Annotated in this window: 21 protein-coding genes and 1 rRNA gene; 9 read left to right on the top strand and 13 right to left on the bottom strand. The window is 40.5% G+C overall.

Features of this window, described 5'->3' with window-relative positions:
* Window positions 1-7: 7 nt before the first annotated feature.
* Window positions 8-205 (bottom strand): DUF951 domain-containing protein, encoded by a 198-nt coding sequence (locus tag G6554_RS20495; protein WP_166245282.1) that lies wholly within the window; start codon window positions 203-205, stop codon window positions 8-10.
* A 16-nt stretch (window positions 206-221) separates the two neighbouring features.
* Entirely contained in the window at window positions 222-1,094 is an 873-nt protein-coding gene (locus G6554_RS20490; RefSeq protein ID WP_166245280.1) for a mechanosensitive ion channel family protein, read from the bottom strand.
* A 293-nt stretch (window positions 1,095-1,387) separates the two neighbouring features.
* Between G6554_RS20490 and yyaC the strand changes: the two genes are divergently transcribed.
* A complete protein-coding gene (gene yyaC, locus G6554_RS20485; protein WP_166245278.1) occupies window positions 1,388-2,002 on the top strand; it encodes a spore protease YyaC in 615 nt (204 codons plus the stop codon).
* Between the two features lie 43 nt (window positions 2,003-2,045).
* On the opposite strand, the gene G6554_RS20480 is transcribed toward yyaC, so the two are convergent.
* The 11 genes from G6554_RS20480 to rpmH all read right to left on the bottom strand — a co-directional run bounded on the left by G6554_RS20480 (window position 2,046) and on the right by rpmH (window position 12,578).
* A complete protein-coding gene (locus G6554_RS20480) occupies window positions 2,046-2,750 on the bottom strand; it encodes a DUF554 domain-containing protein (protein WP_166245276.1) in 705 nt (234 codons plus the stop codon).
* A gap of 155 nt (window positions 2,751-2,905) precedes the next feature.
* A complete protein-coding gene (locus tag G6554_RS20475) occupies window positions 2,906-3,754 on the bottom strand; it encodes a ParB/RepB/Spo0J family partition protein (RefSeq protein WP_166245274.1) in 849 nt (282 codons plus the stop codon).
* Window positions 3,747-4,508, bottom strand: a complete 762-nt coding sequence (locus tag G6554_RS20470) for a ParA family protein (RefSeq protein ID WP_166245272.1) — start codon at window positions 4,506-4,508, stop codon at window positions 3,747-3,749. Before G6554_RS20470 ends, G6554_RS20475 begins: the two co-directional genes overlap by 8 nt.
* A 220-nt stretch (window positions 4,509-4,728) precedes the next feature.
* Window positions 4,729-5,592 (bottom strand): nucleoid occlusion protein, encoded by an 864-nt coding sequence (noc, locus tag G6554_RS20465; RefSeq protein WP_166245270.1) that lies wholly within the window; start codon window positions 5,590-5,592, stop codon window positions 4,729-4,731.
* 148 nt (window positions 5,593-5,740) lie between these two features.
* On the bottom strand, window positions 5,741-6,457 hold the full coding sequence (gene rsmG / locus G6554_RS20460) for a 16S rRNA (guanine(527)-N(7))-methyltransferase RsmG (protein ID WP_166245268.1): 717 nt from the start codon (window positions 6,455-6,457) through the stop codon (window positions 5,741-5,743).
* A gap of 22 nt (window positions 6,458-6,479) precedes the next feature.
* Entirely contained in the window at window positions 6,480-8,369 is a 1,890-nt protein-coding gene (gene mnmG, locus G6554_RS20455; RefSeq protein ID WP_166245266.1) for a tRNA uridine-5-carboxymethylaminomethyl(34) synthesis enzyme MnmG, read from the bottom strand.
* Between the two features lie 327 nt (window positions 8,370-8,696).
* Window positions 8,697-10,082 carry a tRNA uridine-5-carboxymethylaminomethyl(34) synthesis GTPase MnmE gene (mnmE, locus tag G6554_RS20450; protein ID WP_166245264.1) on the bottom strand — a complete coding sequence of 462 codons (1,386 nt, stop codon included), beginning with the start codon at window positions 10,080-10,082 and terminating at the stop codon, window positions 8,697-8,699.
* A gap of 248 nt (window positions 10,083-10,330) precedes the next feature.
* Window positions 10,331-10,957, bottom strand: coding sequence for an RNA-binding cell elongation regulator Jag/EloR (jag, locus tag G6554_RS20445; protein WP_166245262.1), 627 nt, complete (start codon window positions 10,955-10,957; stop codon window positions 10,331-10,333).
* Window positions 10,954-11,727: a YidC family membrane integrase SpoIIIJ gene (spoIIIJ, locus tag G6554_RS20440; RefSeq protein WP_166245260.1), complete on the bottom strand. Its 774-nt coding sequence runs from the start codon at window positions 11,725-11,727 to the stop codon at window positions 10,954-10,956. The genes jag and spoIIIJ overlap by 4 nt, the downstream gene beginning before the upstream one ends.
* A 152-nt stretch (window positions 11,728-11,879) precedes the next feature.
* On the bottom strand, window positions 11,880-12,224 hold the full coding sequence (gene rnpA, locus G6554_RS20435; RefSeq protein WP_166245258.1) for a ribonuclease P protein component: 345 nt from the start codon (window positions 12,222-12,224) through the stop codon (window positions 11,880-11,882).
* Window positions 12,225-12,443: 219 nt separating this feature from the next.
* A complete protein-coding gene (gene rpmH / locus G6554_RS20430; RefSeq protein ID WP_007084526.1) occupies window positions 12,444-12,578 on the bottom strand; it encodes a 50S ribosomal protein L34 in 135 nt (44 codons plus the stop codon).
* A 752-nt stretch (window positions 12,579-13,330) separates the two neighbouring features.
* Here rpmH and dnaA point away from each other — a divergent pair.
* The 8 genes from dnaA to G6554_RS20390 form a co-directional block, all read left to right on the top strand.
* Window positions 13,331-14,677 (top strand): chromosomal replication initiator protein DnaA, encoded by a 1,347-nt coding sequence (gene dnaA / locus G6554_RS20425; protein WP_166245256.1) that lies wholly within the window; start codon window positions 13,331-13,333, stop codon window positions 14,675-14,677.
* A gap of 299 nt (window positions 14,678-14,976) precedes the next feature.
* Complete coding sequence (dnaN, locus tag G6554_RS20420; protein WP_166245254.1) at window positions 14,977-16,113, top strand: DNA polymerase III subunit beta; 1,137 nt, start codon at window positions 14,977-14,979, stop codon at window positions 16,111-16,113.
* Between the two features lie 143 nt (window positions 16,114-16,256).
* A complete protein-coding gene (gene yaaA / locus G6554_RS20415) occupies window positions 16,257-16,472 on the top strand; it encodes a S4 domain-containing protein YaaA (RefSeq protein ID WP_166245252.1) in 216 nt (71 codons plus the stop codon).
* A 17-nt stretch (window positions 16,473-16,489) separates the two neighbouring features.
* Complete coding sequence (recF, locus tag G6554_RS20410; protein ID WP_166245250.1) at window positions 16,490-17,608, top strand: DNA replication/repair protein RecF; 1,119 nt, start codon at window positions 16,490-16,492, stop codon at window positions 17,606-17,608.
* An 8-nt stretch (window positions 17,609-17,616) separates the two neighbouring features.
* The gene (remB, locus tag G6554_RS20405) at window positions 17,617-17,868 is read left to right on the top strand and encodes an extracellular matrix regulator RemB (protein WP_166245249.1); all 252 of its coding nucleotides are present in this window, start codon (window positions 17,617-17,619) and stop codon (window positions 17,866-17,868) included.
* Between the two features lie 63 nt (window positions 17,869-17,931).
* Window positions 17,932-19,854: a DNA topoisomerase (ATP-hydrolyzing) subunit B gene (gene gyrB, locus G6554_RS20400; protein WP_166245303.1), complete on the top strand. Its 1,923-nt coding sequence runs from the start codon at window positions 17,932-17,934 to the stop codon at window positions 19,852-19,854.
* A 25-nt stretch (window positions 19,855-19,879) separates the two neighbouring features.
* Window positions 19,880-22,411 (top strand): DNA gyrase subunit A, encoded by a 2,532-nt coding sequence (gene gyrA, locus G6554_RS20395; RefSeq protein WP_166245247.1) that lies wholly within the window; start codon window positions 19,880-19,882, stop codon window positions 22,409-22,411.
* Between the two features lie 254 nt (window positions 22,412-22,665).
* Window positions 22,666-22,777, top strand: a 16S ribosomal RNA gene (locus G6554_RS20390); the annotation flags it as partial.

Below are 22,777 nucleotides of genomic sequence, written 5' to 3'. Positions count from 1 at the left end.
CATGAATTTATTCTTCATGCTTTACCAAAACCTTCTTCATTTTTCGTGAAAACTCTCTTCTTGGGATCAGAACGCTATGCCCGCAGCCCTCACACTTAATCCGAATATCCATACCCAAGCGAATGATTTTCCAGCGATTGGTTCCGCATGGATGCTGTTTCTTCATTTCAACTACATCATTTAGAGCAAATTCCTTTTCCTCCATCACTTTCCCCCCATTTCTATTTAGATTGACCAGATCCATTTTGGTACATCATAAAGTTAAGATTTGGAGCTTTTATCCCATTTTCGTCTAAAATAAGTTTTATATCCTTACGAATTCCCCGCGTCACTCCTGACTGTTTCATCGGTAATGTTTCCGCGATTACCCGTAAAACAATCTCGTTAGGACCCATTGTTTGAATCCCTAACAATTCAGGTGCTTTCGTTAATTCTTCATATTGGCTTGGCATTTTTTCCAAGGCATCTGCAATCACCTTTTCCGCTCGTTCAATATCTTCACCATAGGAAATGGCAATATCAATAATCGCGAGACTATTATTTAATGAAAAATTGGTGACCTGCGTGATGCTGCCATTTGGTAAAATATGAACCTCACCTGTCCAGCTTTTGAGTTTTGTCGTTCTTAACCCTATTGTTTCGACGTTTCCTTCAAATAATCCTATGCGAACGTGGTCACCTACTGAAAATTGGTCTTCAAAGATGATGAAGAAACCAGAAATAACGTCTTTTACTAAGCTTTGTGCTCCAAAACCTACTGCTAACCCCACAACTCCAGCACCAGCAATGAGTGCCTTTACATCAATTCCTAAGACTGAAAGAACCATCATAATCGCGATAAAATAGACCACATATGTAAGAACACTGTCGAGTAGTCTAGAAAGTGTATCCTCGCGGCGGTCCGATGTATTAAGCGGTGACAAATTTCTTATCTTAAAAACGTTGTGAATGGCTACTTTACCAATACGGATAATAATATTAGCAACAACTAAAATGGCAATAATTTTCAGCACATTTTCGCCAAGGTTCAACCATGTATCTTCATTTTGAAGTTTCGTAACCTCATTTTGAATTCCCTTTGATGTGAGACTCATTTTAACACCTTCCTTAACCCCATTTACATTGAATCTATTTTAACAATTTTTCTTTGCAGATAATAGCATTATGAATTTTTGTTTTTCTATCCTCTCCATGTATAGATTTCCTGAATTTTCCGTATAATGTTTAAAAAGCGGAAGCGCCTTGCCCAGGGGCGACAAGCATAAGACGAGCCGGTAAGAAGGTTGCATTTAACCTTCTTGCCGGATTGGCTTATGACCTCGAGCCCCTAGGCGCTGCAGCTAGATTGTAAAACTGATTATCGTATTAATTTTAGGGAGTGGACGTAATGAATCTCAAAACAAGCCTTTTTGACAGGATGGGGAAGGTACCAATCATTCATGATGATTTTCACGCTGCTGAAAAGCTTGCTGAAGAGTTACTCCTGAATATTCCTAATATGACAAGACGCCCCATCGTATTCATCTGCATTGGGACAGACCGCTCCACAGGCGATTCATTAGGGCCACTGGTAGGCACACTCCTTGAGGAGAAGGACCTCCAATCCTTTTACGTCTACGGGACCTTAGACGAGCCTATACATGCCGTTAATCTGGCTGAAAAACTAAAAGAAATCCAGACGAAACATGTTAATCCCTATATGATTGGGATTGATGCTTGTTTGGGGAGAATCAAAAATGTCGGTGTGATTCAAATCGGGAATGGACCTGTTAAACCGGGTGCAGGGGTGAACAAAGATCTGCCAGAGGTTGGTGACATACATATCACTGGCATAGTAAATGTCAGCGGGTTTATGGAATTCTTCGTGTTACAAAACACTCGATTAAATTTAGTTATGAAAATGGCGAAAACGATTGCGGGCGGCATTTACAAAGCAAGTCTTTTGTACTCTAAGCATGAATGGAAAGAATTAAATTGGCTGGAAGAAGAGAAGACAAACTAAAAGGAGCAATAGACTTCGACTATTCCTCCTTTGTTAATTTCAATTATTGTAAAAAATATAGAACTGTTACAATGATTCCCGTTACAACAATGCCTGGAAGCAGGTTTGCCACTTTAATTTTTACCATTCCCGTGAGGTTCAAGCCAATCGCAAAAATCATAATACCGCCGGTTGCGGTCATTTCGACAATAAACTGATCCATTAGTGCTTGAGGAACAAAACGATCAATCTGAGTGGCAAACAAGGCAATTAACCCTTCATAAAGAACAACAGGAATAGCAGAAAAGATGACACCAATGCCCAATGTTGTGGTTAAAATTAATGCCGTAAAGCCATCGATCAATGATTTTGTATAGAGGACATCATGATCACCGCGAATGCCACTGTCGAGGGCTCCAATGATCGCCATTGCCCCAATCACAAAGATTAAGGTAGCCGTCACGAAACCTTCCGAGATACTGCCTTTGCCGTTTGAGCCAACTTTAAGCTCCAACCAGCCACCGAGGTCATTTAATTTATCCTCTAGTTTTAACAGTTCTCCAACCACCGCACCGACGACAAGACTAATAATAACAATCAGGAAGTTTTCACTCTTTAATCCCATCTGCAGGCCTAAAACCATCACAGATAATCCAATCGCAAACATAACCGTCACTTTCATACTTTCAGGAATACGGTTCAAAAGTTTTCCAATTAGTGTGCCAATAATAATCAATAGCCCATTTACAAGTGTTCCTATTAAAAACATCGTAATTTCACCTATTCTTCGCCTCTCGAAATTGTAATAGTACTAAACTATCATGTTTTCATTGTATTGAAAAGACTGAATGGAAAGAAAAGCGCACACGCTTTGATCAGCGCCGTATGGCCTGGAGCGTAAAAAAAATAACCATCATAGATGGCTTATAAGGATTCTTCCTGATCAAGTAATTCTAAGATTCGTTCCAAATCATCCTGCGAGAAAAATTCAATTTCAATTTTCCCTTTATTTTTATTTTGTTTAATATGGACCTTCGTTCCAAACCGCTCACGAAGGGAATGCTCCCGCTCCTGTAAAAACACATCTTTTTTCTTTTCAGGCTTTTTTGTTTCACGTGAAACATTTTCATTTAGTTGCTGGATTAACTTTTCTAATTGCCGGACATTCAACCCTTCCTGAATGACCTTTTCTACTAAAACAGGCAGCTTTGCCTTTTGTCTAAGGCCTAATAAGGCACGTCCATGACCCATTGAAATGTTCCCGGTTGATATCAATTCCTGAATTTTTGGAGGGAGGGAAAGCAGACGAATGTGGTTTGCTACATGCGGACGGCTTTTGCCTAAACGCTTCGCAACCTCTTCCTGTGTCAACTTTAATTTCTCCATTAAGGTTTGATAGGCAATTCCCTCTTCAATTGGATTTAAATCTTCCCTTTGGAGATTTTCCAATACAGCTAATTCCATCATTTGCTGTTCGGAAAGATCACGGACAACCGCCGGAACGGTTTCAAGCTTGGCCTCCTTGGCGGCTCGGAAGCGGCGTTCGCCCACCACAATTTCATATCCTTTAATACTTTTTCGAACAACGATTGGCTGTAAGATTCCATGCTCAATAATTGAAGCCTTTAATTCATCGATTGTCTCTTGTTGGAAGGTTTTCCGTGGCTGATACGGGTTTGGACGCAGTTCTTTCAGCTTAATCTCTTGAACTGTCTCCTCTTTACTGACATCACTAAAAAATGCATTCAGGCCTTTTCCTAAACCTTTAGCCATTCGAGACCACTTCCTTTGCTAAATCTAAATACACCTCAGCACCGCGGGATTTCGAATCATAGGTGATGATGGGTTCCCCATGGCTTGGAGCCTCACTTAGACGCACATTTCTAGGAATAATGGTTTTATAGACTTTATCTTGAAAGTATTTCTTTACTTCTTCAATGACTTGAATGCCAAGATTTGTTCTCGCGTCAAGCATTGTTAATAACACGCCTTCAATTTTTAAATCCTGGTTAAGATGCTTCTGGACGAGTCTAACCGTATTTAATAATTGGCTCAAGCCTTCCAACGCATAATACTCACATTGGACAGGGATTAATACCGCATCAGAAGCTGTTAAGGCATTTAGCGTTAGTAGCCCTAATGATGGCGGACAATCAATAATGATATAATCAAACTGATCTTTTACTTCTCCGAGAGCACGTTTTAAGCGGACCTCTCTGGATATAGTAGGTACCAGTTCAATTTCAGCTCCTGCTAATTGAATCGTAGCAGGGAGTGCGTACAAATTTTTTACAGATGTCGCTTTAATGACATCTTTGGCCTCGACATCATCTACTAACACATCATAGATACATTGTTCCACTTCTGCCTTTTCAATTCCGACCCCGCTTGTTGCATTTCCCTGCGGGTCGATGTCTACTAATAGAACCCGTTTCCCTATGTATGCTAAGCAGGCGCCTAGGTTGACAGAGGTCGTCGTTTTACCGACTCCACCTTTTTGGTTCGCGATTGAAAGGATTTTCCCCACGTTGTCACCTACCCTTTATTTCTCAGAATCTGCTATTCTATCAAATGTTTACATAATATGCTTAATTATCCCCTAATAGATGAAGAATGTAAAATTCCATTCCTTTATTTTATCATGAAATAATAGGGATGTTGTTTTATTTTCAAAAAATATTCCATTCCATCTTTCCCTTTTTTACACAAAAAAAACCAACACAATTGTGCCGGTTCTTTCTGTATCACTATTTTTTCTTAGGAATCCGGATGGTAAATTGATAGAACTCCTCAAATTCCTCTTCGTCGGCATCCAAATTAATCCCGCTGTCTGTTACCATGGATAAAGATTGACGGATGGTATTCACGGCAATTCTCATATCTTTGCTAAAAGCCTTTCGTTTAGGCTTTGGTTTTTCTTTCTTTTGTTCGAGCATTCTTACCACGCGTTCCTCAGTCTGCTTAACATTCCAATTCTTTTCAATGACTTCCGCCAAAAGTGCCACTTGTTTCTCCGGATTTTTCAGCGGAATAAGCGCACGTGCATGGCGTTCAGTAATCGTTTTATTCAATAAGGCATCCTGGACAATCTCTGGTAATTTAAGCAATCGAAGCTTATTGGCAACGGTCGACTGCCCTTTCCCAAGGCGCTGCGCTAATGCCTCTTGTGTCAAATTGTGCAATTCAAGCAGCTTGCCATAGGCAAAAGCCTCTTCAATTGGCGACAATTCTTCGCGCTGCAAATTCTCAATAAGCGCTACTGATGCGGTTTCTGTATCAGATAAATTTTTCACAATAGCGGGTGCTTCTGCCCAACCCAGCTTTTTCATCGCACGCCAGCGGCGCTCACCGGCAATAATCTCATATTTATCAACAGCAAACTCCCGGACAACAATCGGCTGGATAATCCCATGTATATGAATAGTTCGTGATAATTCTTCAATCTTGTCTTCATCAAATACCGTCCGCGGCTGGAAGCGATTCGGAATAATTTGGTTAATCGGAATCTTTTTTATTTCTTCGTTCCGTTCAATATCCAGCTCTTTTTCAAGCTCAACCTCTTGTTCTCCCTTATCGCCGAGGCCAAAAAAGCGTGTAAATGAACTCTTCATCCCCAACACCACCTTTACGAAACTCCCTATTACTTATTCTCTATGTCACTAAATACTTCCTGCCTAGGATACCATTTTTCTCTAAAAATTGTTATACAGATTTTCACTCTTGGAAGCAGCGAAGGGAAAAAGCTATAGGAATAACTCTTTATTCGATTGGCATTTTTCCTGGTGTTCCTGGCTTTCGCGGGTATTTCCTTGGCGTCTGTTTTTCTTTTTTTATAATTAAAATATTCCGTTCACTATCTTCCATTGGCAAGGTAAATGTGTATACCTTTTCTACTTTACCGCCAAGTGTTGTAATCGCCTTTTGGCCCATTTCCAATTCATCATTCGCATGCAAGGCCTTCATCGCAATAAAATGTCCCCCTACTTTTGCAAGTGGTAAACAAAACTCACTTAAAACAGACATTCTAGCCACCGCTCTTGCTGTTACAACATCAAAGTTTTCCCGGTAAGCAGGATTGACGCCAAACGTCTCAGCACGGTCATGGACAAAATGGACATTTTCCAACTCTAATACGGTAGCAAGATGATTCAAAAATGAAATTCGCTTGTTTAATGAATCAACGATTGTCACTTGGATATGTGGGTAGACTATTTTTAACGGTATACTCGGAAAGCCCGCACCTGCCCCAACATCACAAAGATGAAACGGCTTGGTAAAATCAAAATAAAATGAAGCGGTAATAGAGTCGTAAAAATGTTTTAAATATACATCTGTTTTTTCCGTGATCGCTGTTAAATTCATTTTTTCATTCCACTCGACCAATGTTGAAAAATAGGTTTCAAACTGGTCGAGCTGCTTATCACTTAGGGAAATTCCCTTTTCCTGAAGACTGGATTGAAATTGTTCGATATTCATCTATTAAAACTTCCTCACTCGATTATTCATTGGATACTCTCGCTACCCGGCCTTGTTCTAAATACACAAGCAGGATCGAAATATCTGCAGGATTGACACCGGAAATCCGGGATGCTTGGGCAATGGAGAGCGGTTTAATCTTTTTGAGCTTTTGTTTCGCTTCTGTAGCTAATCCATTAATGGCATCATAATCAATATTGTCAGGGACTTTCTTATCCTCCATCTTTTTCAGACGCTCTACTTGCTGCAGTGACTTTTCAATATACCCCTCGTACTTAATTTGGATTTCCACTTGTTCTTTCACATCGTGATCCAAAGCAAGTTCACTCTTAGTCAGACTTTCAAGCAATTCATATGTCATTTCCGGTCTTTTCAGTAAATCGGATGCACGGATCCCATCTTTCAATTCACTACCGCCAATGCTGCGAATTAATTCCTGTACTTCAGCAGATGGCTTTAGAATAATGGAGTGCAATCTTTCCCTCTCTGCTTCGATTGCTTCCCTTTTTGCCAAGAATGCTTCATAGCGATCATCACGAATCAGGCCAATTTCATGTCCCATATCAGTTAACCGTAAATCGGCATTATCATGACGCAATAGAAGGCGATATTCTGCTCTTGAGGTTAACAATCGATAGGGCTCGTTTGTCCCTTTTGTAATTAAATCATCAATGAGCACGCCAATATAAGCATCAGAGCGTCCAAGGACTAATTGCTCACGGTCAAGCGCGTTTAGTCCGGCATTGATCCCGGCCATTAACCCTTGACCCGCAGCTTCTTCATACCCGGACGTTCCATTAATTTGGCCCGCAGTGTATAAATTTTTAACAACCTTTGTTTCTAAAGTCGGCCATAATTGTGTCGGTACAATCGCATCATATTCGATCGCATAACCGGCCCGCATCATTTGGGCATTTTCCAGTCCAGGAACGGTTCTAATAATTTGATGCTGGACATCTTCAGGCAGGCTGGTGGAAAGTCCCTGTACATAGACTTCCTTCGTATTTCTGCCTTCCGGTTCAAGGAAGATTTGATGGCGCGGCTTGTCATTGAAACGGACAACTTTATCTTCAATCGATGGACAGTACCTTGGGCCTGTTCCTTTGATCATGCCAGAAAACATCGGCGAGCGATGCAAATTGGCATCAATTAACGAATGTGTTCGGTCATTTGTATAGGTGAGCCAGCATGGCAGCTGATCGGTAATATATTTCGTTGTTTCATACGAAAATGCTCTAGGTTCTTCATCACCAGGCTGAATTTCTGTTTTACTGTAATCAATGGTATTGCCATTTACTCTTGGCGGTGTACCTGTTTTAAAACGGACCAGTTCGAATCCAAGTTCCTCTAAATGTTCAGACAGCCTAATCGATGGCTGCTGATTATTCGGGCCGCTTGAGTATTTCAATTCGCCAAGGATAATTTCCCCGCGCAAGTAAGTTCCCGTTGTGACGACTACCGTTTTAGCGCGATAGATAGCGCCGGTTTTCGCAATCACCCCTTGAACCACTCCATCTTCCACAATTAATTGCTCGACCATCCCTTGGAGCAATGTTAGGTTTGGTTCTTCTTCTAAAGTCTTTTTCATTTCATGCTGATAGGCAAATTTATCGGCCTGGGCCCGTAAGGCACGGACAGCTGGACCCTTTCCAGTGTTCAGCATCCTCATTTGGATATAGGTTTTATCAATATTCTTTGCCATTTCACCACCGAGGGCATCAATTTCACGTACGACGATCCCTTTTGCCGGGCCGCCCACGGAAGGGTTACAAGGCATAAAAGCTACCATATCTAAGTTTATTGTGATCATTAATGTTTTTGCGCCAAGTCTTGCCGCCGCAAGGCCCGCTTCACATCCGGCATGTCCTGCTCCAACGACAATGACGTCATAACTACCTGCTTCGTATTGCATGGTATTTCCTCCTTTTCCGTATCAAGACGGAAACGTTACTTCTTCTGGTCTATTTTAAGGTTTCAATAAGCCCTATTGGATACCTTTTTTCTATTCTCCAAGATCGTTTGGGCTCCAATATGCCCTATTGGATACTCTTTTTTTATTTACCAAGGCGGAATGGGCTCCAATATGCCCCATTGGATACCTTTTTCCTATTTTTCAAGACCGATTGGGCCCCAATATGCCCTATTGAAAACCCGTTCCTCACTACTTTAAGCATGAAGGGCTCTAATAACCCCTATTTTTCTATCTTATCCGCTCTTGTGCCGGGAAAAACCCGCTTTTTTATTTTCCTAAACAGAACTGTGAAAATAACTGATCGATTAGGCTCTCATGGACGCTGTCACCGATGATTTCCCCCAGCAATTCCCATGTCCTGGTTAAATCGATTTGCACGATGTCAATCGGAGTCCCCATTTCCACCCCTTCAATTGCATCCTCAATCGTCTGTAGACTCATGTTTAATAACGAAATGTGACGGCTATTGGATACATATGTTAAATCACCAGCATCAATGGATCCTGCAAAAAATAACGAGGCAATTGCATCTTCCAGCTCATCGATACCGCGATCTTCCAATAATGAGGTGGTAACCAAGCTATGCTCTTTCGCCAATTCTCTGACCCGCTCCATATCAATTTGCTGCGTCAGATCCGTTTTATTGACGATGACGATGACATCCATCCCTTTGACAACCTCAAAAAGGCTCTCATCCTCAGCGGTCAGCTTGTCGGCGTAATTCAACACAAGTAAAATTAAATCAGCCTCATTCAACACTTGACGAGAACGTTCCACTCCGATGCGTTCGACAATATCCTCTGTTTCCCTAATCCCTGCCGTGTCTAGCAGTCTGAGCGGCACCCCGCGGACATTGACATATTCCTCAATCACGTCACGTGTTGTCCCAGGAATATCGGTAACAATGGCCTTATTTTCATGGACAAGACTATTTAATAACGAGGACTTGCCGACATTTGGCCGTCCAACAATGGCGGTCGATAGCCCTTCTCGTAAAATTTTCCCTTGCTCAGAGGTTTGCAGCAGTTTCTTTATTTCTTCATGCACAAAATGAGCCTTTTCTAACAGCATCTTATGGGTCATTTCTTCGACATCATCGTATTCAGGATAATCAATATTCACTTCAACATGGGCAAGGACCTCTAAGATTTCTTGCCGCAGCCTGCGTACAAGCTTTGATAGACGGCCTTCCATTTGGCCAAGCGCCAGGTTCATTGCCCGATCAGTCTTTGCCCTGATTAAATCCATGACTGCTTCAGCTTGTGATAAATCAATCCGGCCATTTAAAAAGGCCCGTTTCGTAAACTCACCAGGCTCTGCTAGTCTTGCCCCATTTTTTAACACATGCTGGAGCACGCGGTTCACGGAAACAATTCCGCCGTGGCAGTTAATTTCCACTACATCCTCTTTGGTAAACGTCTTAGGCCCCTTCATAACTGAAACCATTACTTCTTCTACCACTACACCGCTTTTCGCATCGAGGAGGTGTCCATAGTGAATCGTATGACTGGCTACATCCGTAAGCCTTTTTCCACCGATACTCTTAAAAAGCTTGTCTGCAATTTGAATGGCCTCATCGCCACTCAAACGAACAATCGCAATGGCTCCCTCTCCCATTGGAGTCGAAATCGCCGCAATTGTATCAAATTCCATCTTCTTCACCTCACAACTAAAAACTCCATCTATATCAAAAATAAGATTTTTCTCCAAAATAATAGAATATCACATGAATTTCTGATAAAAAAGCATCTTACTTCTATCCACAGGGTAAAATGTCTATTTTTTATTTTAACTTATCCACATGTGAATAACAATAAAGTGTGAAATCTCAACCTAAAAGTTATCAACAATCATAAATAAGATAAAAAAAACACCCTATCATCAGATAGGATGCTGTTTCACTATACTCTTTTAACCGGTGTAATGACTATAAAACGATGCGGTTCAGTTCCATCAGAAAACGTTTTGACGCGTTTATTTTCGGATAAAGCGGTATGAATGACTTTTCGCTCATAGGAAGGCATCGGTTCCAATGCTACATCTTTTCCAGACTTGACAGCCTTTCCGGCTAATCGATGTGCTAATTGAATTAACGTTTCACTTCGTCTGTTCCGGTAATCCTCTGCATCCAAAATCACATTTAAATAGTGGGTTGCAAAGCGATTAATCACCAATTGGGTCAAATATTGCAGTGAATTAAGTGTTTGACCCCGTTTACCAATTAAGAGAGCGATTTTTTCCCCTGTCATCACAAAGTGAACCTGTTTGCCGTCCCGTTTAATCTCTATCTCTGCCGGTGCACCCATTTGTTCACTTACTTGAATAAGAAATTTCTTTGCTTCCTCAATAGGATCGATGATCATCGTTACTTTTACAACAGCCGGACGGGAACCGAAAATTCCGAAAATCCCCTTTTTGCCTTCATCAATAATATCAACATCTGTGCGGTCTTTGGTGGTTTTTAATTGAGCTAAAGCTGATTCTACTGCTTCTTCGACAGTTTGTCCTGTAGCAGTTACCTGTTTCACTTTTTTGCTCCTCCCACATTACCGGTAGCATTCGCCTTTAAATCCGGTCCTTTAATAAAATAGGTTTGCACAATCATAAAAATATTACCAACAACCCAGTATAATGAAAGGGCTGCAGGGAAACTAAACGCAAAGAACATAATCATAATCGGCATTATCCAGGTCATCATCGCCATTTGCGGATTTTGCTGCTGGCCAGCCATCATCATCTTTTGCTGAATAAAGGTTGTGACCCCGGCAATAATCGGCAAAATAAAATATGGATCCTTTTCGCCCAAGTCAAACCATAAGAAACTATCCTGAGCAATTTCCCTTGTTCTAGAAATAGCATGATAAAAACCAATTAAAATTGGCATTTGCACAATTAACGGAAAACAGCCTGCCATTGGATTGACACCATGCTTTGAAAACAGTGCCATTGTTTCCTGCTGCAGTTTTTGTTGCGTCTTTTGATCTTTTGAACTATATTTCTCACGAAGTGCCTTCATTTCAGGCTGAAGCGCCTGCATGGCCTTTGAGCTTCTTGTTTGCTTGATCATCAATGGCAAAATTGCCAATCGAATTAAAATAGTTACAACAATCAGCGCTAAGCCATAGCTTCCCCAGAGGATAGTTGCTCCCTCTTTAATCACCCATGATAACGGATACACGATGTATTCATTCCAAAGACCTGTACTTTCAGCAGTAATCGGCTTCTTAATTTCACTGCATCCTGTTAAAAACAAGAACACAGAAAGCAGGCCGAACGAAAGTAATATTCGTTTCTTCAACCACTTATTCCCCCTTACCAAATGTAGAATAAAAAGTGCGGATCTAAACCTTATGTAGTAATTTCCTTTTACATTATCTAAAAATTAGTTTATCACTTTTTCCAATCAATTGTCTTCACGACAACAGCTATATAATGACTAATTTAGCAAAGTTAGTTTCTCTTTAGTACTTTTCCAACCTTAAGGACATGAGTTAAACTCTTTTTCACCTCGAAAAAGTCCATCTCCGCCGTCGGCTTCCTTGCGATAATCACGTAATCATTCTCCTGTAAGACCTGATCATGCAATTCATGAATAGATTGACGCACATAGCGCTTAATTCTATTTCTGGTAACAGCATTCCCAATCTTTTTGCTCACAGACAGACCTATCCGAAAAAAGCCTTGTCCCTCTTTTTTCAATGAATAGACCACAAATTGGCGATTGGCGAATGATTGACCCTTCTGAAAGGCAACCTGGAATTCTTTATTCTTTTTAATTCGGAATTCTTTTTTCATAAAAAAACTCCTTTAAACTTTGTTTGTGACTTTGAGAATTGTCCAGCTACAGGCACCATCGGCTAGTGTACTTCGCGCTTCTCCCTACGATAAGTCAAGCACGGATGCGCTTGCGCTCTCCGTGTTTCCTTTATCTCAGTCGAAGCGCTCCAGTCCATACGCCGATAGGCGGGTGCCTTCCGCTTTTCTTACAAAAAAGACCACTGACGCTTCAGTGGTCTATGCTGATAATACTTTTCTTCCCTTTAGACGACGACGAGCTAGGACCTTACGTCCGTTTGCTGAGCTCATACGACTGCGGAAACCGTGAACTTTACTGTGTTTACGTTTATTTGGTTGATATGTTCTTTTCATTATATGACACCTCCCTGAGGAATAGCTGTTTAAATTTAATCAGACAGTCTTAACTATTATAAAGACGTGAGTATAATATTGTCAACTCCTCTTCTCATATTGTTTCCTTTTCCAATTTTTTTCGAACATGATTTAGGGCATTTCCAGAAATTCTATAAATAACCTTCAACTTTGAGAATTGTCTAGCTCCAGGCCATACGCCGCTGACCAGGGCACTTGCGCTTTTCTATCTGTGGATAAAAATTCGACACTTTTTCTATTATCCACACAAGATATTGACAGGTTTTGCACAAGTTATTTACCTGTGGACAATTACTATACACACAATGCTGTTGTTGTGGATAAACGATTAAAAGGCATTGCGTATTAAGCAATTATTTGATATTATATTTGTGTTTTCACTCTTAATAACTACATCCCGAATAATACGTTATCCACAATTTGTGGATAACGTGTGGATAGTTTATTCAAGGACACTGTAGAAACTTGTCCACAAGAGGTGGATATTGTCGAAACTCCACATTATTTCCTTATTATATGTTTTCCACAACCACTGTTTCGTATATTTATAAATTAATAGGTTGTACTGGTAGTATAAATCTTATTTTTTCACGGAACTTAAGTCGAATAGGTAATCTAATTGCAGAGACTACTTCATGAAGACAACATTTTTTTGGGGTTAGACAATAAATAATGCGAGTGCTAGTTTAGATAAATAATTTGTCCAAACGAACAAAAAGGAGGGATAGTAGTTGGAAAATATTGCGGATCTTTGGAATGCAGCGCTAGCCAATATTGAGAAAAAGATAAGTAAGCCTAGCTTTGATACATGGCTTAAATCCACAAAAGCCCACTCCCTTCAAGGCGACCTGCTTGTGATCACGGCACCGAATGAATTTGCACGTGATTGGCTGGAAGAACGTTATTCTCAGTTAATCTCCGGGATTCTATATGAAATCACCGGGGAAGAGCTATCTGTAAAATTTATTATTCCGCAAAATCAAAAAGAAGCCGAAAATGAGCTGCAGCTGCCGCCCAAAAGGATAAAAAAAGATGATGACCACGGGGATTTCCCGCAAGGTATCCTAAATCAAAAGTATACATTTGATACGTTCGTTATTGGTTCAGGCAACCGATTTGCCCATGCTGCATCACTTGCAGTAGCGGAAGCACCGGCTAAAGCTTACAATCCTTTATTTATATACGGTGGTGTAGGATTGGGGAAGACTCACTTAATGCACGCCATCGGCCATTATGTTTTGGATCATAACCCAGGGGCAAAAGTTGTCTATTTATCATCTGAAAAATTTACCAATGAGTTTATTAACTCAATTCGTGACAACAAGGCGGAGAATTTCCGCAATAAATATCGAAATGTCGATATCCTACTCATTGATGATATTCAGTTTTTAGCTGGAAAAGAATCAACTCAAGAGGAATTTTTTCATACTTTTAATGCACTTCATGAAGAAAGCAAACAAATTATTATCTCTAGTGACCGACCTCCACGGGAAATTCCTACACTGGAAGACAGGCTCAGGTCACGCTTTGAATGGGGACTAATTACTGATATTACCCCGCCAGATTTAGAAACAAGAATCGCGATCCTCCGCAAAAAGGCCAAGGCGGAAGGGTTAGATATACCGAATGAGGTAATGCTTTATATTGCTAACCAAATTGATTCGAACATTCGTGAACTTGAAGGTGCGTTGATCCGCGTGGTCGCCTACTCTTCGTTAATTAATAAAGATATTAATGCAGATCTTGCTGCTGAGGCCTTGAAGGATATTATTCCAAGTTCAAAGCCAAAAGTTATTACGATCTTAGAAATTCAAAAGACTGTCGGGGAACATTTTAGTATTAAGCTTGAGGACTTCAAGGCCAAAAAGCGGACAAAATCGGTTGCCTTTCCGCGGCAAATTGCGATGTATTTATCACGTGAATTAACCGACTATTCTTTGCCCAAAATAGGTGAGGAGTTCGGTGGACGTGATCATACAACCGTTATTCATGCACATGAAAAGATTTCTAAACTGCTGCAAACTGATTCAACCCTGCAAAAGCAGATGAAGGAACTGCATGAAATATTAAAGGTTTAAGGAAAAGGGGCGGAGCGCCGCATTTGTCTAGCCATTGCACGTTTAATGGCTATGGATAAGATTATCTATTTGTAATGGCAGGTTTAGCTCTGCTCACACCACCTTTTTGATGTTAAAATTGTGAATAACTTCTACCATTCTGTACACAGTCTGTCCACATGTGGATAGGCTGTGTTTCTATTGAAAATCAGGGTTATCCACATACTAACAGGCCCTACTAGTACTTCTACTATTTTTTTAAAAAATAATATTATATGTTACTGCTAAAAAAATATGCATCAAAGGGAGGAAATAATGCGATGAAATTTATCATTCAACGCGATCGTCTTGTTCAAGGTGTGAACGATGTTATGAAGGCCATTACATCAAGAACAACGATACCTATCTTAACGGGGATCAAAATTGTTGCCAGTGCAGAGGGAGTTACCTTAACCGGAAGCGACTCTGATATTTCCATTGAATCGTTTATTCCAATGGAGGAAGCAGGAGATGAGATTGTTGAAATCAAGCAACCGGGAGCAATTGTCCTGCAAGCGAAGTTTTTCAGCGAAATTGTCAAAAAGCTCCCTACTGATTCGGTTGAAATGGAAGTTCTCGGTTCTCTTCAAACCGTCATTCGCTCTGGGAAATCAGAGTTTAATTTAAATGGCCTTGATGCCGAGGAGTACCCTCACCTGCCGCAAATAGAGGAAAATAATAAATTTCACATTGCAACAGATCTATTAAAAGCAATGATTCGTCAAACACATTTCGCAGTGTCCACCTCAGAAACACGCCCGATCTTGACAGGTGTAAACTGGAAGATTGAGAACGGGGAGCTAACCTGTATTGCAACAGATAGCCATCGGCTTGCACTAAGGAAGGCCAAAATTGAAACGGAAAATAACGAAATGTACAATGTTGTTATTCCAGGAAAAAGCTTGAATGAGTTAAATAAAATTATTGATGATTCCAATGAATTAATTGATATTGTGATCACGGAAAATCAAATTTTATTTAAAGCAAAGCATTTATTATTTTTCTCAAGATTGTTAGAGGGAAATTATCCTGATACATCTAAATTAATTCCAAATGAAAGTAAAACCGATGTAACTGTCAATACGAAGGAATTCCTCCAAGCTATCGACCGTGCTTCCTTGCTGGCGCGGGAAGGGCGCAATAATGTTGTTAAATTTTCCATCATTGAGGGTGGGGTCATTGAAATTTCCTCCAATACACCTGAGATTGGAAAGGTAGTAGAGGAAATACAAAGTAGTTCGATTGATGGAGAAGATGTAAAGATATCCTTTAGTGCGAAATATATGATGGATGCCCTAAAGGCGCTGGAAGGGACAGATATTAAAGTGAGTTTTACTGGCGCGATGCGTCCATTCTTACTACGTCCCCTGCATGATGAAACTATTTTACAGTTAATATTGCCAGTAAGAACTTATTAAATAGTAATCCACTTAAATACGCCGCCATTCTTTTGGCGGTTTTTTCGATGTTTTAATAATTCTTACCGGTTTTCTTTGTAACTTACTGCTTTTTTTAGTAAAATAAAGTATTGGGACCATTTTTAGAAATGAGGGTGACGATTGTGCCTGAGAAAGTAAAGCTAGACACTGAATTTATTACATTAGGTCAATTTTTAAAACTGGCTGACGTGATTCAAACAGGTGGGATGGCCAAATGGTTTTTAAGCGAACATGCCATTTTTATTAATGGTGAGCAGGACCAAAGAAGAGGAAGAAAACTTCGTGCCGGTGACAAAATCCAAATTGCTGGCTTCGGGGAATTTATGATAACCGACTAGCTAAAGGATATGTTGCTATGTATATTGAAAAGTTAGCATTGAAAAATTACCGAAATTACGAAGAGCTATTCGTCCAATTTGAAAATAAAGTGAATGTTATCTTAGGCGAAAATGCCCAAGGGAAAACGAATATTATGGAGTCTATTTACGTTTTGGCCTTGGCTAAATCGCATCGAACTTCTAATGATAAAGAACTTATACGCTGGGACCATGAGTATGCTAAAATAGAAGGCAGGGTTCAAAAACAGCATAGCTCCTTGCCCTTGGAATTAGTCATTTCAAAAAAGGGAAAACGAGCAAAATGTAATCATATTGAACAGCAAAAATTGAGTCAATATGTTGGAAATATGAACGTGGTCATGTTTGCCCCGGAGGACCTTAACATTGTGAAGGGAAGCCCACAGGTGCGCAGACGTTTTATCGATATGGAAATCGGGCAGGTATCGCCCGTTTATTTACATGATATGAGCCAATATCAAAAAATACTGCAACAACGTAATCATTATTTAAAAATGCTGCAGATAAAAAAACAAACGGATCAAACGATGCTTGAGGTTTTAACGGAGCAGTTTATTCAGATGGCCGTGAAAATTGTCAAAAAACGTTTTGAATTCCTTCAGTTGCTTGAGAAATGGGCCATACCGATTCATCAAGGGATATCTAGGGGTTTAGAAACGCTTGAAATCACCTATAAACCATCTGTAGAGGTATTAGAAGAACAAGATTTGTCGAAGATGATAGCAAGCTTTGAAGAAAAGTTTACCAAGGTCAGAACGAGGGAAATTGAACGTGGCACAACCTTGTTCGGCCCCCATCGTGATGACTTATTGTTTTTTGTCAACGGCAGGGATGTTCAAACCTTTGGTTCACAGGGACAGCAGCGTACCACTGCCCTTTCAGTCAAGCTTGCTGAGATTGAATTGATTTATAATGAAATTGGCGAGTATCCCATTTTACTTCTTGATGATGTTTTATCAGAATTGGATGATTACCGACAATCCCATTTACTCAATACCATACAAGGGAAAGTTCAAACGTTTGTCACTACCACAAGCGTGGAGGGGATTGACCATCAAACCCTGAAGGAAGCAGCGACGTTTTTTGTCGATTCCGGTACTATGAACAAGGTTAATTGAGGTGAACCATGTATATTCACATCGGGGAAGATCTTAATATAAGGGCGAAGGATATTATTTCAATACTAGACAAAGAGAGTGCGAATCATTCTCCGTTGATTGAAGAATTCTTAACGCACCATAAAGACAGATTAATTAACTTGTCCAAAAACCCCTTTAAATCAGTCATTATTACATATGACAAAATTTACTTATCCCCTATTGCTTCTGGAACATTAAAAAAACGTTCAAACCAAATGAATATACACGAATTTATATAATACTTTTTAAAACTAAAATATTGAGCTATTTTTTATCAGAAGGTGCGGTGAACATGGATGACTATGGAACAAAAGGCAGTAGTAGAAGAATCATACGGTGCGGATCAAATTCAGGTTCTCGAAGGACTTGAGGCAGTTCGAAAACGACCTGGTATGTATATTGGCTCGACAAGCGGTAAAGGGCTCCATCACCTTGTTTGGGAGATTGTTGATAACAGTATTGACGAGGCGCTCGCTGGCCATTGTGACGAAATTAATGTCATCATTGAGAAGGATAACAGTATCACTGTAATAGATAATGGCCGGGGAATTCCGGTTGATATTCAAGAAAAGATGGGCAGACCAGCTGTTGAAGTCATCATGACAGTTCTTCATGCCGGCGGGAAATTTGGCGGCGGGGGCTATAAGGTTTCCGGCGGACTTCATGGCGTAGGTGCCTCTGTTGTGAATGCCTTATCCACAGAGCTTGAGGTTTATGTCCACCGTGATGGTAAGGTCCACTATATTAAATTTGAACGTGGCGCCGTTGTGAAAGAACTAGAAGTCATTGGAACGACAGACCACACAGGTACAATTACGCATTTTAAACCGGATGGCGATATTTTTACAGAAACATTGGAATACGAATATGACATCCTCGCTACACGTATCCGTGAACTGGCCTTTCTTAACCGTGGCCTTAAAATCACGATTGAAGATAAGCGGGTTGAAAATAAACGAAATGAATACCACTATGAGGGCGGTATTAAATCCTATGTAGAGCATCTAAATCGCACAAAAGAAGTGATTCATGATGAACCAATTTACATGGAGGGTGAAAAGGACGGTATTAGTGTTGAAGTGGCTCTTCAATATAATGAGGGCTACACAGATAACATTTACTCTTTCGCAAATAATATCCATACCTATGAAGGCGGTACACACGAATCAGGCTTTAAAACTGCTTTAACGAGGGTTATAAACGATTATGCCCGGAAGAATGGTCTGATCAAGGAAAATGATACAAACTTATCTGGGGAAGACGTTCGTGAAGGAATTACGGCAATTGTCTCGATCAAGCACCCTGACCCGCAATTCGAAGGACAAACAAAGACGAAACTAGGTAATTCCGAAGTCAGAGCGATTACGGATACCGTTTTTGCCAGTACATTCGATAAATTTTTGTTAGAAAACCCTACAGTTGCCAGGAAAATCGTAGAAAAGGGTTTAATGGCCGCGCGGGCAAGACTTGCAGCTAAAAAGGCTAGGGAACTGACACGCCGGAAAAGTGCGTTAGAGGTTTCGAGTTTACCTGGGAAATTAGCTGACTGTTCCTCAAAGGATCCCGCAGAAAGCGAAATGTATATCGTTGAGGGAGATTCTGCCGGTGGCTCTGCGAAGCAAGGACGTGATCGCCATTTCCAAGCCATTTTACCTCTTCGTGGAAAAATCCTTAATGTAGAAAAGGCTCGTCTGGATCGGATTCTTTCTAACAACGAAGTAAGGGCAATGATTACAGCAATTGGAACGGGAATCGGAGAAGATTTTGATATTTCTAAAGCACGCTATCATAAAATTGTCATTATGACTGATGCCGATGTTGATGGTGCTCACATTCGGACGCTTCTTTTGACGTTCTTTTACCGTTTTATGAGAAAAATCTTAGAAGCCGGTTATATTTATATTGCTCAGCCGCCGCTCTATAAAGTCCAGCAAGGAAAACGGATTGAGTATGCCTATAATGATAAAGATCTTGACCGGATATTTGCAGAACTACCAGCAGCACCAAAGCCCAATATTCAACGATATAAAGGTTTAGGCGAGATGAATCCTGAACAATTATGGGAGACAACAATGGATCCCGAGAGAAGAACGATGCTTCAAGTTAGCCTTGAAGATGCAATTGAAGCAGATGAAACCTTTGATATGCTAATGGGGGAAAAGGTAGAACCACGCCGAAACTTCATTGAGGAAAATGCACAATATGTTAAGAATTTAGATATATAAAACTTTTCGGAGGGAGGTAGTCAGAATGTCTGAAACACCTAATTCTCAAATAAAAGAGATTAATATCAGCCAAGAGATGCGTTCATCGTTTCTTGACTATGCGATGAGTGTTATCGTTTCCCGTGCCCTTCCAGATGTTCGTGATGGCCTAAAACCGGTTCATCGCCGTATTTTATACGCTATGCATGACCTTGGAATTCATGCGGATAAACCCTATAAAAAGTCTGCCCGTATCGTTGGGGATGTAATTGGTAAATATCACCCGCACGGTGATTCGGCAGTGTATGAAACAATGGTTCGGATGGCTCAGGATTTCAACTACAGGTATATGCTTGTAGATGGTCATGGGAATTTTGGCTCTGTAGATGGTGACTCTGCAGCAGCCATGCGTTATACAGAATCAAGAATGTCAAAAATCTCAATGGAATTATTAAGGGATTTAAACAAAGATACAATTGATTATCAAGACAACTATGATGGCGAAGAAAGAGAACCTGTCGTTTTGCCGGCACGATTCCCTAATCTATTAGTGAACGGAACAACTGGCATTGCCGTTGGAATGGCAACAAATATTCCGCCGCACCAGCTTGGCGAGGTTATTGATGGAGTTTTAGCTATTACCCATGACCCTGAGATTACAATTCCGGAGTTAATGGAAATTATTCCTGGCCCGGACTTCCCAACAGGAGGCCTAATCCTTGGCCGCAGTGGTATTCGCAAAGCATATGAAACAGGCAGGGGATCGATTACTCTTCGTGCAAAAGTAGTAATTGAACAAAAGTCAAATGGTAAAGAAGTCATTATTGTGAATGAACTGCCTTATCAAGTGAATAAGGCGAGATTAGTTGAAAAGATTGCTGAATTAGCCCGTGATAAGAAAATCGAGGGCATCACAGACCTAAGGGATGAGTCAGATCGTAAAGGAATGCGAATTGTTATTGAGGTTCGTAAAGATGCGAATGCCAATGTCCTTTTAAATAACTTATACAAACAAACGGCACTGCAAAGCAGCTTCGGAGTCAACACATTAGCACTTGTAAATGGCCATCCAAAGGTATTGAATCTAAAACAATGTCTAGTCCATTATTTAGATCATCAACAAGTAGTCATTCGCCGTAGAACAGAGTTTGAATTGCGGAAAGCGGAAGCACGCGCCCATATTTTAGAGGGCTTGCGAATTGCTCTTGATAATTTAGACGCTGTCATTACCCTTATTCGAAGCTCGCAGACCACAGACATTGCCCGCGAAGGCTTAATGACGCAGTTTAGCCTATCTGAGAAACAAGCACAAGCCATTCTTGATATGCGTTTGCAACGTTTAACAGGACTGGAAAGAGAGAAAATTGAGGATGAATTTCAAAACCTCATGAAGCTAATTGCTGAATTAAAGGCAATTTTAGCTGATGAAGAGAAAATCCTTGAGATTATCCGTGAAGAATTACTAGAAATAAAAGAACGTTTTAATGATAAGCGCCGTACCGAAATCGTTACTGGCGGAATTGAAAATATCGAAGATGAAGACTTAATCCCTCGGGAGAATATTGTAATTTCTTTAACCCATAATGGGTACATTAAGCGTCTGCCAGTTTCCACTTACCGGGCACAACGCCGCGGCGGCCGCGGTATCCAAGGAATGGGGACTAATGAGGATGACTTCGTCGAACATTTAATCACGACATCGACGCATGATACGATTCTCTTCTTTACGAATAAAGGGAAGGTTTATCGTGCAAAGGGCTATGAAATCCCAGAATACAGCCGTACAGCGAAGGGAATCCCAATTATTAATCTCCTTGGAGTTGAAAAAGGGGAATGGGTTAACGCTATTATACCTGTTGAAGAATTTGTCGATGATTGGTACTTATTCTTTACAACCAAACAGGGTATTTCAAAACGTTCACCGTTAACCTCGTTTGCTAATATTCGGAATAATGGTCTCATCGCGTTGAGTTTACGTGAGGATGATGAATTAATCTCAGTCCGTCTCACTGATGGCAGCAAGCATATGATTATTGGTACGAAAAAAGGTATGTTGATTCACTTCCCTGAGACCGATGTAAGGTCAATGGGACGAACAGCAACAGGGGTTAAAGGTATCACACTTGACCATGATGATGAAGTGGTCGGCATGGAAGTATTAGAAGAGGAAAGTGACGTTTTAATTGTAACGAAGAATGGCTATGGTAAACGCACACCTGCCTCCGAATATCGCATTCAGGGACGCGGCGGTAAAGGAATAAAGACATGCCATGTAACGGAGAAAAATGGAGACCTTGTTTCGATGAGAGCTGTCACTGGTGAGGAAGATTTAATGCTCATTACGACTGGTGGTGTTCTAATTCGGATTGATGTCGCCGGTATTTCAAAAATGGGCCGGAACACACAAGGTGTCAAACTGATTAGCATGAAAGAAAGCGAAAATGAATTTGTCGCAACTGTTGCAAAGGTTGAAAAAGAAGAAGAAGAAGAAGAAATTCAGGAAAACGAAGTGATAGAAGGAGAAGAAATCAACGTAGATGGAACTCCAGATAGCAGCATTCCTGAGACCGAAGAATAATGACCAAGAAGAGGCATACCTGGTGTGCTTCTTCTTTTATTTTGATCACAAAAGGTTTTTAAGATAATTATAGTAGAAAAACAAAAAACGTGTTGACTTTAAATAGCATAGGTGATATATTTATTAAGTCGCTTACGAGTGACTGTGAAATTGTCCTTTGAAAACTAAACAAACAAAGACGTGTAAACAAACAATAAATGATTCATTTCTTTTATGAAATGAAGCCAACGTTTTATTTTATGAGCTAATCAACTTTCTTGGAGAGTTTGATCCTGGCTCAGGACGAACGCTGGCGGCGTGCCTAATACATGCAAGTCGAGCGAATCTTTGGGAGCTTGCTCCCATTGGTTAGCGGCGGACGGGTGA

The sequence above is a fragment of the Bacillus sp. MM2020_4 genome (genome assembly GCF_011250555.1).
GTDB lineage: Bacteria > Bacillota > Bacilli > Bacillales > Cytobacillaceae > Neobacillus.
The sequence above is the reverse complement of the archived record's forward strand: the minus strand, read 5'-3'. Positions and strand labels throughout refer to the sequence as shown.